The 15622-nt window shown below is 27.7% G+C and carries 15 protein-coding genes; 13 read left to right on the forward strand and 2 right to left on the reverse strand.

Annotated features, from left to right (window positions below):
- Positions 1–5 precede the first annotated feature (5 nt).
- The 7 genes from GQX97_RS01570 to pgsA all read left to right on the forward strand — a co-directional run bounded on the left by GQX97_RS01570 (position 6) and on the right by pgsA (position 4979).
- Positions 6–434, forward strand: coding sequence for an ankyrin repeat domain-containing protein (locus tag GQX97_RS01570; protein WP_157150211.1), 429 nt, complete (start codon positions 6–8; stop codon positions 432–434).
- A 30-nt stretch (positions 435–464) separates the two neighbouring features.
- Complete coding sequence (locus GQX97_RS01575; protein WP_157150212.1) at positions 465–899, forward strand: ankyrin repeat domain-containing protein; 435 nt, start codon at positions 465–467, stop codon at positions 897–899.
- 137 nt (positions 900–1036) lie between these two features.
- On the forward strand, positions 1037–1495 hold the full coding sequence (locus GQX97_RS01580) for an META domain-containing protein (protein ID WP_157150213.1): 459 nt from the start codon (positions 1037–1039) through the stop codon (positions 1493–1495).
- A gap of 217 nt (positions 1496–1712) precedes the next feature.
- A complete protein-coding gene (locus GQX97_RS01585) occupies positions 1713–2651 on the forward strand; it encodes an ABC transporter ATP-binding protein (RefSeq protein ID WP_157150214.1) in 939 nt (312 codons plus the stop codon).
- A complete protein-coding gene (locus GQX97_RS01590; protein ID WP_157150215.1) occupies positions 2651–3373 on the forward strand; it encodes an ABC transporter permease subunit in 723 nt (240 codons plus the stop codon). The genes GQX97_RS01585 and GQX97_RS01590 overlap by 1 nt, the downstream gene beginning before the upstream one ends.
- A 25-nt stretch (positions 3374–3398) precedes the next feature.
- Positions 3399–4391, forward strand: a complete 993-nt coding sequence (locus GQX97_RS01595) for a DUF4340 domain-containing protein (protein WP_157150216.1) — start codon at positions 3399–3401, stop codon at positions 4389–4391.
- Positions 4392–4421: 30 nt separating this feature from the next.
- Positions 4422–4979, forward strand: coding sequence for a CDP-diacylglycerol--glycerol-3-phosphate 3-phosphatidyltransferase (gene pgsA, locus GQX97_RS01600; protein WP_157150217.1), 558 nt, complete (start codon positions 4422–4424; stop codon positions 4977–4979).
- 308 nt (positions 4980–5287) lie between these two features.
- On the opposite strand, the gene GQX97_RS01605 is transcribed toward pgsA, so the two are convergent.
- Positions 5288–5680 carry an Hsp20/alpha crystallin family protein gene (locus GQX97_RS01605; protein ID WP_157150218.1) on the reverse strand — a complete coding sequence of 131 codons (393 nt, stop codon included), beginning with the start codon at positions 5678–5680 and terminating at the stop codon, positions 5288–5290.
- A 31-nt stretch (positions 5681–5711) separates the two neighbouring features.
- Positions 5712–6119, reverse strand: coding sequence for an Hsp20/alpha crystallin family protein (locus GQX97_RS01610; RefSeq protein WP_157150219.1), 408 nt, complete (start codon positions 6117–6119; stop codon positions 5712–5714).
- 310 nt (positions 6120–6429) lie between these two features.
- Between GQX97_RS01610 and mscL the strand changes: the two genes are divergently transcribed.
- From mscL to GQX97_RS01640, 6 genes are all read left to right on the forward strand, one after another.
- Positions 6430–6888: a large conductance mechanosensitive channel protein MscL gene (gene mscL / locus GQX97_RS01615; RefSeq protein ID WP_157150220.1), complete on the forward strand. Its 459-nt coding sequence runs from the start codon at positions 6430–6432 to the stop codon at positions 6886–6888.
- 139 nt (positions 6889–7027) lie between these two features.
- Complete coding sequence (locus GQX97_RS01620) at positions 7028–8173, forward strand: alanine--glyoxylate aminotransferase family protein (protein ID WP_157150221.1); 1146 nt, start codon at positions 7028–7030, stop codon at positions 8171–8173.
- Positions 8174–8318: 145 nt separating this feature from the next.
- Positions 8319–9923 (forward strand): phosphoglycerate dehydrogenase, encoded by a 1605-nt coding sequence (serA, locus tag GQX97_RS01625; RefSeq protein WP_157150222.1) that lies wholly within the window; start codon positions 8319–8321, stop codon positions 9921–9923.
- Positions 9924–9935: 12 nt separating this feature from the next.
- Positions 9936–10556, forward strand: coding sequence for a phosphoserine phosphatase SerB (gene serB / locus GQX97_RS01630; RefSeq protein ID WP_157150223.1), 621 nt, complete (start codon positions 9936–9938; stop codon positions 10554–10556).
- A 289-nt stretch (positions 10557–10845) separates the two neighbouring features.
- Positions 10846–12363: a peptidase gene (locus GQX97_RS01635; protein WP_198391186.1), complete on the forward strand. Its 1518-nt coding sequence runs from the start codon at positions 10846–10848 to the stop codon at positions 12361–12363.
- 2 nt (positions 12364–12365) lie between these two features.
- Complete coding sequence (locus tag GQX97_RS01640) at positions 12366–15617, forward strand: outer membrane assembly protein AsmA (RefSeq protein ID WP_157150225.1); 3252 nt, start codon at positions 12366–12368, stop codon at positions 15615–15617.
- Positions 15618–15622: the final 5 nt, after the last annotated feature.

Below are 15622 nucleotides of genomic sequence, written 5' to 3' on the forward strand. Positions count from 1 at the left end.
TGTGTATGAAAAAAATTATATTTTTGATAATGGTTTTTAGTTTATCTTTGTTTGCTCAAAGAACTCCATTAATGGAAGCTTTAGAGAGAAAAGACACTAAAAGGGCTATAGAACTTATAAACTCGGGTGTTGATCTTAATACAAGAGACAGAAGAGGTGAAACTCCATTAATAGAGGCAGCAGAAGAAGGGCTTCCTGAAGTAGTAAGATTATTGATAAGTAAAAAAGTAAATTTAAATGATGTTAATAACAATAAAAGAACAGCATTAATGAGAGCTTCTAGCAGAGGACATGCTCAAATAGTTTCTATGCTTATAGAGGCAGGTGCAAATATTAATTTAAAAGATAAATACGGAAAAACGGCATTGTCTTATGCAACTCAAAGAGGACATCAAAATATAGTTAAAATATTGAAATCAGCAGGTGCTAAATAAAATTAGTTTATTTAATAAGGAATATTTTTGATGAAAAAGATTATATTTTTATTTGTTATTGTCAGTGCAGTTTTATTAGCACAGCAGAAAAGAACACCTATAATGGATGCTTTAGAAAGAAGAGACATAAAAAAAGCAATAGAGCTTATAAACTCAGGAGTTGATATTAATGCAAAAGACAGAATGGGTGAAACTCCTCTAATAGAAGCTTCAGAAGAAGGACTCACAGAAGTTGTTAGAGTTTTAATAGAAAAGAAAGCAGATTTAAATGCAGTAAATGTTAGAAATAGAACAGCCTTAAGCAGGGCTTCATATAAAGGTCATACTAAAATAGTTCGCATGTTGGTGGATGCTGGTGCTGATGTTAATATAAAAGATAAATATGGAAAAACTGCATTAAACTATGCAACTCAGAGAGGACATCAAAATATAGTAAAAATATTGAAAGCAGCAGGTGCTAAATAGTTTTTTATTAAAATTATTTTTTATACTAAAATATTAAAAAAAATGTATTAAATTTTACTAAAATTACAATATTTATATTGATAATAAATTTAATTATAATATAATTCTTCTCAAAAATTAAATTGAGAGGAATCAAAATGAAAAAAATATTATTTTTAATTCTTGCTGTTATGGGAGCAATATTCGCAGTATCTTGCGGACAGTCTTCAAATACAACTACTGAAACAGCAAATACTACTGTAATTACAGTAGATGATTTATTAGGTAAAGAGTTCGCTCTTACTAATATGTATGAAGGAAAAACAGTAACTATTGCTTTTTCTGCTACTAACATGTTAGGCGGAAAATCTGCTGTTAATAACTATTTTACTGGATTTTCTTTGGATGGTAATAAATTAAAATTAAATGCATTAGCTTCTACTAAAATGGCTGGTCCTGAAGAAGATATGGCTATTGAAAATGAGTATTTACAAATATTAAATGGTGCTGATACTATTGCTTTAGATGGCGATGTATTAACTATTACTACTACTTCTGGTACTAACTTAATTTATACTTTTACTCAAAATGTAGAAATAGTAACTAATAATCAGTAAGAAATATTTTTTATAACTAAATAATAGAGTGTTGGATATTATTCTAACACTCTTTTTTTATTTGTAATAATAAATATATTTTTATAAAAGCATATATAACTCTTAAAGAATTTTAAGGTTATTATTATAGTTGAGATTTTACGTTTTTTGTATTATAATTCTTTCTTATTAGTTTAAGAGTATAAGTAAAAATGTTTTGTAAGGATATATATAAAAAATGATTTCTGTTAAGAATTTAACTAAGTATTATGATGATTTTCAAGCTTTGAAAGGAATTAGCTTTGAAATAAAATCTGGAGAGATTGTTGGAATATTAGGTCCTAATGGTGCTGGCAAATCCACAACTTTAAGAATATTAACATCATACCTTTCTCCTACAAGCGGAGATGCCATTATAGATGGAAAGAGTATTTTAGATAAAGATATAGAAATAAAAAAAATAATAGGGTACCTTCCAGAATCAGCTCCTTTATATAATGATATGTGTGTTTTTGATTATTTAGTTTATATGGCAGATATACAGGAGTTAGATAGAGCTAAATTATCAGAGAGACTTAATTATGTAGTAGAGGCTTGTTCGCTTAAAGAGGTAATATCAAAACCTATAGGAGAGCTTTCTAAGGGGTATAAACAGCGGGTAGGGCTTGCTGGAGCTATTATACATGACCCTAAAATACTTATATTAGATGAGCCTACAAACGGTCTTGACCCCAATCAGATTGTTGAAATTAGAGAGCTTATTAAAGAGCTTGGAAAAGAAAAAACTGTTTTAATATCTACACATATATTAAGTGAAGTTGAGGCTACCTGTTCTAGGGCTATTATTATAAACAAGGGAACTATTATTGCTGATAATGATCCTAAACATTTAAGCGTTGATAATAAAATAGCTTCTATTAAACTTTCTCTAAAAACTAATGATAATTTTGAAACTATAAAGACAAAGTTAAATAGTTTAGAAAATATTCAAGACATAACCTTAATTGAAGAAATTGATAATAATATAAAAACAATTATTATAAAAACAACAGACAAAGAGCCTATTGAAAAGGTGTACAAATTTATAAAAAACACAGATTGGATAATATATGAGTTCGTAAAAGAGAAAGAGAACTTAGAGACAGTATTCCACACTTTAACTAAAGGAGAAAATTAATGACTGATATTTTTTCTTTTAATAAAATAAAAATAATATTAAAAAAAGAATTAAAACATATCTTTTTATCTCCAATAGCCTATATATTTTCTGCAATATTTTTAATAGCTTCAGGAATATATTTTTTCTCAAGATTTTTTATATTAGCACAAAATGATATGCAAGATTATTTTTCAATTTTGCCTTTTATACTTTCTTTAATAATACCTCCTATTACAATGGGATTATTATCGAGCGAGTTTTCAAGCGGTTCTTATGAATTAATAAGCACTCAATCTGTAACTACATTAGATATTATAATAGGCAAGTTTTTATCTGCTGTTGTATTTATGCTTTTTGCTTTAGTGCCTACAATACTATATCCTATCACTTTGCTTTTTTTGGGAAGATTAGATATTGGCCCTGTGATAGGCGGATATGTTGGAAGCGTATTTTTAATATCTGCTTTATGTGCTATAGGTATATTTGCTTCATCTGTTACAAAAAATCAAATAATAGCTTTGATTGTTGCTTTAGCTATAATGATATCTCTTAATATATTATTAAAATTCTTAGGTCTTCTTTTTCCTAATACTTCTAATTTTATATTATTCATTAGTGGAGATTATCACTTTGCAAATATTGCTAGAGGGGTAATAGATTTAAGAGATATTGTTTATTTTCTTTCTGTAACAACTATATTTTTGTATTTAGCTAATATAATTCTTCAAAATAGAAAATAAGATATAATAAAATTAGGATAAACATATGAATAAAAATATAAGAAAAATAATAATTCTTTTAGTGGTATTAATTATAATTAGTTTTACGGCTTTCTTTACTACTAAATATAAAAAACAGCAATTAATAGCAAATAAGCCAAGAACTCAGATTTTTGAGCTTAATGAAACCAATGTAAATAAATATCATCTTATATATGATAATCAAGATATTACAGTTGAAAAGAAAAATAACATTTGGACTATAACATCTCCAGATAATAATTATAAAGTTGATCAAATGGAAGCTTTTGCAAATGTTAAAAACTTTAACACTCTTAATATAGATTTGATAATAACAAACTTAAGTGAGGTTTCTTCTTTTGGTTTGGATAATCCAACTAATGAGTTTACAGTTTGGGACGGTGGTAAAGAACACAAAATATATGTTGGAAATAAGACTCCTGACGGTGAGAGATATTATGTGAAGTATAATGATGAGTATTTTAGTGTGGAGTATGTTTATATAGAGGCACTTAAAAAAACAATAGACATGTTGAGAGATAAAGAGATATTTGAAAGCCCTATAATTTTAGATTCTGTAACGACTGTAGAAATTGCTACTAAAGATTATACTAATACAATAAAAAAATTAAATAGAACTGATTGGGTTGTAGATGATTTGGGTGAGCAAACAGATTTAGATAAGGCTTATAGAGATTTTAGTGTTTTAGCTTTGGTAAAGGCATCCGCTTTTGTATATGATCAAGAGTTGATGAGACAATTATTTAGAATTCCAGATGCAGTTATTACAATATATATGCAAGATAATACTAAAGAAGTTTATGAATTAGTATATACTGTAGATGATAGAATATATGTAAGACCTAAAAGCGGCATAGTTTATGAGGTAGATTATTCTATATATGATGCGGCTATGAGAAGTAAGGATTATTATGAAAAAAGCGATAGTGTAGAAGATAGTGAAGAGGAATTAAATTCTGAAGAAAGTCTTAAATTATATGAAGGTTTAGAAAAATAATTTTATAAAAAATAATTTAAGGATAAAATTATGAAGAAACATATTCCTAATTTACTTAGCTTTAGCAGAATCATTTTGTCGCCGTTAGTGATATTTTTATATTTTTATAATTCTATCATTACGGCAATACTTGCTTTAATATTTTTAATTGTGTTAGAGATAACCGATGCTTTAGACGGCATGCTGGCTAGAAAATTAAATATAGTAAGTGATTTGGGTAAAGTGTTAGACCCTTTTGCTGATACAGTTTTTCACATCACTATGTTTACAATATTTTTGTATGAAGGCTCTATGCCTATGTGGATGTATATTATTTCGCTTTATAGGGATATGTTTTCTATGTTTGTAAGGATACTTGGAGGGCTTAGAGGCTTTGCTGTAGCGGCCAAGTTTAGCGGAAAATTAAAGACTGCTTCAAGGGCTATTGCTGTTGTGATAATATTTTTAATAAAGATACTTAAATATACTTCTATAGTTTTGCCTTATGATAGTATAGTATATTATAGTTTACTTGTTGTAACAATTATTACAATATATTCGTTTTTTGATTATATGCCGCTTCTTAAAGGAAAGACAGATAAGAAATAAATATTTGTATTGTTTTTACTTTATAATTAGAGTTATTTACATTAAATAATAAAAAATTAACTTTTGATAAATCAAAGATTTTTTAGTATATAATAAAAATTTTATTGTTCTTTTTCCCGCCTTCGCGGTGAGGACTTCATCAAAGAACCAAAAAGTGCAAATTAATAAAATAATACTAATTATATTTTTTACATGCTAAATATTAAAGCAGAGACACTATAAATAATGTATTTATCCACAAGTCAAATTATTTTAAAATAAAAAATGCATGCATTTATAATGCATGCATTCACAAGGCAATATATTTTTTAAGCTATTTCTATTCTTTTCTCATACTTAACTTCTTCTTTCTTTGGAAGTATAAGAGTTAAAACACCATTTTCAAAATTAGCAGATATATTATCAACATCTATTGATTTATCGCTAATATTGAAGCTCTGCTCATATTTTGAAACAACTTCTTCTTTATCGCCATCATCACTTTTCATTACTTTCTTTCTCTCAGCATATATTGAAAGTATGTTCTCTTTTACTCCAATCTCTAAATCTGATTTTTTTACTCCCGGCATATCCATCTCTATTGTATAGCCCTTATCATCTTCATTTATATTGTAGTTTCTTTTGTATAAAGAATAATCTCTCATACAACTATCTCCGCTATGGCATCTATTATTAAACATTGGGAAAAACATTCTTGACATAATACTAATCTCCTTTATTATTTTATATTTTTTAAGCTATTTCTATTTTTTTCTCATACTTAACTTCTTCTTTTTTTGGAAGAGTAAGAGTTAAAACTCCATTTTCAAAATTAGCAGAAATGTTTTCAATATCTATTCCTTTCACGCTAATATTAAAACTTTGTTCATATTTTGAAACAACTTCCTCTTTATCACCATCATCACTTTTCATTACTTTCTTTCTCTCAGCATATATTGAAAGCATATTCTCTTTTATACCAATATCCAAATCCTCTTTTTTTACTCCCGGCATATCCATCTCTATTGTATAGCTATTATCATTCTCCTCTAACTTGTAATCGCTATATTTAGAAATACTATTTTCTTCATTATAAAAATTAGAAAAATTATCAAAATTATCCCATATAGAATGTAAAGCAGGTAAAAATATTCTTGACATAACAAAATCTCCTTTTTTTCAATTAATAGTAAGCAGCAATTTTTTATTTTTGCTACACTATATATTATGCAAGAATTATGCCAGATATTATTTGATAAATTGTATATTTTTTATACGTTTGTTGTATATTTTTATAAAACTAGCAAAAGCTTATTTTTATATATGTATTATTTATATACACAAAAAATAATAGCCTTGTAGACTTTTAATACTATAAATAGCACTCCTAAAAATAAATGTATTATAACTAATACAATAATTTTAAATATATTATATAATTACATAACAGCAAAATTAAGGAGTATAATTTATGCTCAAAGAGTTTAAAAATTTTATAATGCGTGGAAGTGTAATAGATATGTCTATTGGTATTATAATAGGTTCTGCTTTTAGTAAAATAGTAAATTCATTTGTAGAAGATATTTTTATGCCTCCAATAGGCTTAATGCTTAGCGGAATAGATTTTTCTAATATATTTATAGTGATAAAAAAAGGTATAGAAAATCAAGGTCCATACGCCTCATTAGAGATAGCAAAAAATGCTGGTGCAGTTGTTATAAGTGTTGGAATATTTTTTAATGCTATAATAAGTTTTATAATTACTGCTATTTCTATATTTATTATAATAAAAATGCTAAATAAAATACAAGAAAAAATTCTAAAAGAAAAGAAAGAAGATAAAAAAGATATTAAAGTATGCCCCTATTGTTATTCTAATATAAACATTAAAGCAATAAAATGCCCAAATTGCACATCAGATTTAAATTAAAATATTGATTTTATCATATAAAAACAAGAAATATATAAAAAATTATTTAAAATATTACTGAATATAGTATTGTAAATAAGTATAAAGTAATATAATATCTATATATACTATAACAGAGTATTTTTTAGGAGATTGTATTATGAGAGATAAAACTTTTTTGATGATACCGGGACCTACACCTGTACCAGAATCTGCTTTGATAGAAATGGCAAAACACCCTATGGCACATAGAAGCAAAGAATTTTCAAATATATTAAAAGAGGTTTATGAAGATTTAAAATATGTGTTTCAAACTAAGAATGATGTATTTTTATTTACAGCGAGTGGAACAGGAGCAATGTGTGCTGCATTAGAAAATATTATTAATGAGGGTGATAAAGTATTATGCTTAATAATTGGAAATTTCGGTGCAAGATGGGCAAAAATTGCAGAAAGCAGAGGGGCGGAAGTTATAAAAGTGGAAGTACCTCTTGGCGAAGTAATTAAACCTCAAATGCTTGAAGAGGCTTTTAATAAAAACAAAGACATAAAAATAGTAACACTCACTCATAGTGAAACTTCTACAGGTGCTGCTAATGATGTAAAAACATTATGTTCTATAATAAAAAAACATGGGGCATTATCGGTTGTTGATGGTATAACAAGTTTATGTGCTATGGAGTTTAAAACCGATGAATGGAATATTGATGTTGCATTGTCAGGCTCTCAAAAGGGATTTATGATAGCTCCGGGGCTTTCATTTTTAACTGCAAGCGAAAAAGCTTTTAAAATGCATGAAAAATGTAAGTATCCTAGTTTTTATTTTAATTGGAAAGAGCATAAAAAATCTTTAGCTAAAGATACTACTCCTTTTACTCCTGCAGTAAATCTCATCACTTCACTTCATGCATCTTTGAAGATGATTAAAGAAGAGGGAATTGAAAATGTTAATAAAAGACATAAAAAACTTTCTCTTGCTTTAAGAGCTGCAATAAAAACTATAGGCTTAAAACTTTTTGTAGAAGATGATAATAATGCAAGCTATGCTATCACTTCAATATTTCCTCCAGAAGGAATCACTGTTCCTGACATAAGAAAAACTTTGAAAGATGATTATGATATTGTTGTAGCTAATGGACAGGGAAGTTTAGAGAACAAAATATTTAGAATGGGAACTTTAGGATTTGTATGCGAAAGAGATTTAATAATGGCAGTTGGTGCATTGGAAGCTAGCTTAATTAAATTGGGATACAAATTTGAAGTTGGAAGCGGAGTTAAAAAACTAATAGAAGAGCTAAATAAATAATATTTTCAAGTTTTTGTATAATATTTTACATAGCAAGAGTTGCTGCACTACACACTCAAAAATAAAGAACGAAAACTAAAAAGTAGTAATATTATTGTTAAAAAAATATAACACACTTAAATTAAATTAAATGGAGAATTACACAATGAAAGTTTTGATAACTGATAAGATAAATGAATGCGTCAAGGATATAATAGCAGATGTTTCTGAAGCTGTATTTCTTCCTACTATGAGCGAAGATGAACTAACCAACATCATAGGCGAATATGATGCTTTAATGGTGAGAAGTCAAACAAAAGTAACAAGAAAAATTATAGAAGCTGGAAAGAACTTAAAGATTATAGGAAGAGCTGGAGTAGGAGTTGACAATATAGATGTTGAAGCTGCTACAGAAAAAGGAATAATAGTAGTAAACTCTCCAGACGGAAACACTATTGCTGCATCAGAGCATACTATTGCTTTAATGCTTGCCATATCAAGAAATATAGTTCCTGCTGCAGTTTCTACAAAGGAAGCTAAATGGAACAGGGATAAGTTTACAGGAAATGAGCTTTTTGGAAAGACTTTAGGTGTTATGGGTTTTGGAAGAATTGGAAGAAAAGTTGTGCATATTGCTCTCTCTATTGGAATGAAAGTTATAGTATATGACCCATTTGCTACAGAAGAGATTGTTCAAAAAGTTGGGGCTGTATACGAAACTTCTTTAGATGAATTTTTACCTAAACTTGATTATCTATCTCTTCATATACCAAAGACTCCAGAAACAAATAATATTATAAACAAAGACAATTTATGCAAGATGAAAAAGAACGCTATAATTATAAATTGTTCAAGGGGGGGGCTTATAAACGAAGAAGATTTAAAACAAGCATTAGAAAACGGCACTATAGCAGCTGCTGCAGTGGACGTTTTTGTTAATGAGCCAAAAATAGAGACTTGTCCATTAGTTGAATATAAAAACGATAATTTAATACTTACTCCTCATCTTGGTGCTAGTACAAAAGAGGCACAAATTAATGTTGCTTTGGATGTTGCTAAACAAATAAAACAAGTATTATCTGGAGGATACACTGAATCTGCTGTTAATATACCTTCACTTAATCCTGAAAAATTAGAGCCTGTAAAAGACTATATGAAGATAGCAGAAAATGCAGGTGAGATGATAATGCAAATATCTAGCGGCAAAATTAAATCTTTTGAAATAACAGCACAGGGAGAGTTAATAGATTTAGATATTCAGCCTCTTGAAGTAGCAGTATTAAAAGGTGCATTATCTTCAATGCTTCAAGATGTAAACTATGTTAATGCTCCTTATCTTGCAAAGCAAAGAGGTATAGAAGTAAAAACAATAAAATCTGAAACTCCTTCCACATTTACAGGTATATTAAAAGTAAAACTCACCACAGACAAAGAAGTTAATAATGTATCTGTATCTCTAATAGCTAAAAACATAGCAAGAATAGTTAAGTTAAATGATTATGACGTTATAATAAAACCTCAGCCTCATATATTAGTAGTTCCGCATATAAACCAACCTGCTATGATAGCCAAAGTTGCAACTACATTATCAAGCGATGGAATAAATATTGGCTCTATGAATGTATCAGAAAACATAAAGGGAAGCAATATGTCTATAATGGCTATAAACGTTGATAGAGTAATAGAAAATGACATGATAGATAAAATATCAAAAATAGACGGTGTTCATCAACCAAAGTATGTTAAACTTACTTCAGGATATACACTATAAGGATAAATATAAATGAAATTAGCAGTTTTTGATTTTGACTCCACTTTGATGGACGGTGAGACTCTAGACATTATTGCAAGAGAGACCAATTTTGCAAAAGAGATTTCTGATATTACAGCAAAGGGAATGAGAGGAGAGATTGATTTTTTTGAAAGCTTAGAGATGAGGGTTGCTTTGCTTAAAGGAATAAAATTAGAAACTGTTAATGAAATTTGTAGTAATCTTCCTATGATGAATGGAGCAAAAGAGACTATTGAAGAGCTTCACAAAAAGGGCTATAAATGTGTATGCTTTTCTGGAGGGTTTAAAAATGCAACTACTCTATTTGCAGAGAAGCTTAATTTAGACGGAGAGTTTGCAAATATATTTCACACAAAAAATAATATACTTACAGGAAAAGTTGGCGGCGAGATGATGTTTTCAAACAGCAAAGGGGATATGCTTGTAAGATTACAAAAGCTTCTTAACATTTCTTATGATGATACTTTGGTTGTTGGTGATGGTGCTAATGATTTGAGTATGTTTAAATATGCTAAAAAAAGGGCTGCATTTTGCGCAAAAGAAGTTTTAAAAAATGAAGCAAATATTGTAATAGAGAAAAAAGATTTAACTCTTATATTAGACAAAGTTTAAATATATTTTCAAATGGTTTTATAAAATATTTAAACAAGTATATTTTATTATGTAAGTTTTTGTTTTATTCAACTTTTTACCGCAGCAAAAAGTACAAATATTTAAATTCTTCTCTCTCGTTTAGCTAAAGTGCAAGTTAATAAAATAATATTATTTTATATATAATTAAACTAAAACAATATAAATATTTATTAATAAAAAACTATCATTAATTATTAGATATTTAGCTATATCTTTTTATTTTAAATAATATATAATTATTTTATATTATTATATTAAAAAGGTATAGATGTTTAGGTTTATTTATTTTTTTCTTATTTTGTTAAGCATACTCTCATGCAATAAAAAAAATTATCGCTTGGAAGATAAAAATGGTAATAATAATACTTTTGAAACGGCCCAGATTATATCCAAAGACGGTATAAAAGGAAGTATTGTTAAAGGTCAAAAGGATTATTATTATTTTAATGTTAATAAAGAAGAAATTATTGATTTTGATATATCTAATTTAGGCGATAAAGCTATCACTATGACTTTATGCAACTATAAAACTAATATTGTTAAAGTAATAAGTGAGTTTGAGAATACGAATGAAAATACTAGAGCTTACACCATTCAAACCAATGATAAAGGTGAAGTATATTCTTCTCAGATTATGAAAGGTGTTTATTTTGACACATCAGAAAATACTGAAGAAAATAAATATTATATAATTATAGAATCAAAAAATGATAACACTGAATATAGCTTTGTTCTTAAAAAAAGAGAATACAATGAAACTGATGAAAAAGAGCCTAATGATATAATATCGCAGTCGCAGATAATAGATGTTAATAGTGAAAATAGACTCTATACTATAGATGGATATTATAGCCAAGTTTTTAATCCTAAGTTATATTCTGGGGATTTAAAAAACATGGAGATTGATTCTTACAAAGTTACAAATAGTTCTTTTAATACTTATTCTATATCTATAGAGCTTTCAGGTGTTCCTTCTGTTGATGCTAGTATAAGGTTATATGACAATATTGGAAACTTTATTGCTAATTATGACCTTAATAATGTTGGTGATGGTGAGACTGTAGAGAAGTTAGTACTATATCCTTATATGTCATATTATTTTGTTTTGGTGTCTGAGAGGGCTGTATTGAATATACCATATAGGGTAAGTGTATTAGCTAAACCTTATGATAAATATACTGAGGATGAACCTAATAATAAAGATACACAAGCACAAAATCTAGAGTTTAATAAAACTTATAAGGGTGCTATAGATTATTCTTATGATAGAGATTATTATACATTCAATGTACCGATACAATCTAGCGTAAAACTATCTTATTTCTTAATAGATTCTCAGGCTATTAATTTAAGAATATCTAATGAAAATTATGGAATAATAGCTACTATGCCTCAGAATGATGATGAGTATACTACTAGCTTAAAGCAGGGAAAATACTATTTGATTTTTGAGAGAGATACTACTAAAGAGAAATGGGTGAAGGGTAGTTCTAAGATTAGAAACTATGAGTTTAGTATGGCTATATCCAATGAAATTAGCGGATATTATGAGGATTTAAATTATCTTAACGATTATTATACTAATGATTATAACAATTATTATAACAATAATGATGTCTTTTATAATGATAGTTATAATAATCAGACAGAATACAATAATGATGAAGAGACTAATACTTATATAATACTAAGAGATGAAGATTATAATGCAGAATATTATCATTATAATAGTGAAGACAGCAATATGATAAATAATCAAGAATATACTAATTATGGTGAATATTAATTATGGGTATAAAGGATATTTTTAAGAAAAAAAATATTAAAAAAGATTCATCTAAAAACAAAGAATCTTCTTTAGAAAATAATACTAAAGAAAATAATGCTAAAAAAAGAAGATTTAAAAAGAGATACATTCCTTTAATAATAATTTGTGTTTTATTTATAGGTGTAATTGCTGCTAGAATATATTTAAATAATGATAGAGTAAAGACTATAGTAGAGAATGTGGTATATTCTTCTCTAAACAGAAAATTAGTAATAGAGAAATTTAGTTATGGTTTACTATTTCCTAAAGTGGAAGCAAGCAATGTAATTCTTTATAATTCTACAAATTTTAATGAAGCAGAAAATATAAGTTTAGATAATTTAAGATTAAGGTTTTCATTATTTCAATTATTTTTCTTAAGGCTTCATGTAAAAGAATTAAGCATAGATAATTTGTATGTTAATATGTTTACAGATGAGGCAGGAAATTGGAATATTCCTGATATGCCACCTTCAGAGCCAAAAGTAGAAGATACAAACAAAGAGCCTTTTGATTTTACCAAATTAGATTTTCTAAAACTAAAAGCTGATATAGAAAATATTAGAATTAATAATTTATCATTTAGTGCTGATAGTCTATCTTATGTTACAAACAATAGCGGACTTTTTGCAAGTTTGAGTAATTTTAATTTGCATTTAAATTTAAATACTAAAAGATTTTCTTTGTCTAAAGTAATGGGAGTTTCTGCTCCTGAAGCTTTGAAGAAACTTAATATAAAGAGTTTTATAAGTAATGATTTAGTTTACAATAATTCTGCTTTAAATTTCAATGATGAACCATTATTTAATTTAGATGTGTCTTACCCTAATGAAGATGAAATAAAGATTGTGTTTGATTTTGAAGTGAGTGAGCCAAATTTAAGATATAATGGAATTAAAAAAGATGATATGCAAGTAGCATTTAATTTACTTGCTAGATATAATGTAAAAACAAAAAGTGTATTTATAGATAATATTTCATCAGAACTTTTAAATGATGAAGTTCTAAAAGTAATAGCATCTGCAACAAATATATTTAATGATAATATAGGAATTGATTTAAACACTTTTTATGCAAGACTTGATTTAGGAAAATTAAATAGTTTAACTTCTATGTTTGTTCCAGCATTAGGTATAAACATGAATGGTCTTTTGAATGTCGATGCTGATAAAACTACAGGCACTATCAATAATCTCAATAATAAACTTACTATAGCTATGAAGAATATCAATTTTGATATGCAAAAAACTATATCTATAAATAATCTTAATTCTACAACTATAGTTGATTTAATTATTAATCCAGAGATACAAGTAGCTGTTGATAATAAACTTACAATAGAAAAGGCTACTGCTCTAAGAAGATATAGGTTTAATAATGCTAATGTGGCATTAAGGGTGGATTCTTCATTAAACGGACTTACTTCTATAGGTTCTGTAATAAATGACCCTAATAAAAAAAGCGATGCTATTGTTTATATAGATGATATTTCTGCTAAATATGGAAATTCTAGTATTTTACTTAAAGGGCTTGTACGTTTTGATGAGCCTACAGATTTAAAGTTGAATGTTACATCTCTTCCAATTGCTGACTTTAGCGGAGGTTTGGCAAGAGGCTCATTAAACTTGGATGCTAATGTTTTTGGTAAGCTATTAAACGATATAGACCTTAATTTGAATGGAATAATAAATAATTTCTCTTACAATCTAAATGGTGAAGTTTCTTCCACTACAAAGGCTAATATTAATATGCTTGCTAATGCCAACATTATTTCACAGGATATTAATGTTTCTGAGTTTAACATTGATTTGGGTAATTTCTTTAATTTTAAATCTTATTTAAATTTGGAAGGTATGGGGTTAAAAAGCGGTTTTGTTAATGTACATACTTTAAGAATTGCACCGTATGCTATGAGAAATTGGCTTTCTACAAAGTTTGCTGAATTGGTAGACGGACTTCCTTTTGAAGATGATGTGAAAATTACTAGTGCTATTGCTTATAATTTATCTTTAGAAGATACATTTGCAAGTGTTACAAATTATACAACTGTTTATGTAACAGAAAAGCAGTATAAGCTTCAAGATGTTACAATGCAAGTTGATGCGGATGTTAATTTTGGAGAGAACTTATATGCTAATATAAGAAAGTTTAATATACAGAGTCCTACCAATAATTTGAAGGTGAGAGTTGATGGCTATTTTACGCCTGTGCTAAAAAATGCTAATTTAAATTATGAGGTTGGTTTAGATACTGATAGTTTATATTTGCCTTTTGGAATTGAGATTGGAGGGCTTTTAAGTATAATAGGAAATTTAAAAAACAATATTGCAGATGGAGATTTGCTTGCCGATAACTTCTTTGCTAATATGGATTCTCCAGATAAAATGTCTATACTTTTAAAAGGCTTAGATTCTAATATAGATTATCATTTTGATTTAACTCCTAATAAAAATCAGGTGGTTTCTACTGCAGCAAGATACAACCCTTTAACGAGTCAATTGCCAAATTTATTTTTTGACCAGCTTAGAGTATATTTAAAAATACCTCCTTTTATAGATGACAGTATTAGAATAATGGATTTCTCTTCTTCTGTGAGAGTGCAAGGACATGGACTTACAATACAAGATTTGAAATCATCATTATATATTGGAGGAGAGAAGTTTGATGATAATTTATTTTTAGCATCAATATCCAATAACACAGCACCAAGAAGGGGAGCTATACACTTACCTTGGCTTAATGTTGATTTGGGAAGTTTTGATACCAGCACTATAAAATATGATATGAGAATGCTCGCAAGTGATATTAACTTTAAATATTTGCTTCCTCCAGAAAATAGAGATAAAATTAATGATGAAAAATTATTGGTTAATTTAACAGCAGATATTGCAGGCGTTGGAATCAGCCCTCTTAATAATATAAGACCTAGCACATTCTTTGTTGGTATTAGTAAGATGTCTACAGAGTTTTCTAAATTTCTAATAGAGATGATACGCCCAATTAACCCCGGCATATCTACAGTTGAGAATATTGTTCAATTTGGTTATGATCCTAATTCTGTAGAATTTAGTATATCGGCAAATAAGGTGTTTACTACATTCTATTTTAGGGACCAGAATTTAGATAAAGCTAGTCAGCAAAAACAACAATTAGTGGCATTTGAAGGGGATAAGTTCGGTCTTGAACCTATGCCTTTCTCTGATGTTATATCTTATTTAGAAGGCGGAAATTAAGGAGA

Source organism: Brachyspira sp. SAP_772, assembly GCF_009755885.1.
Taxonomy (GTDB): domain Bacteria; phylum Spirochaetota; class Brachyspiria; order Brachyspirales; family Brachyspiraceae; genus Brachyspira.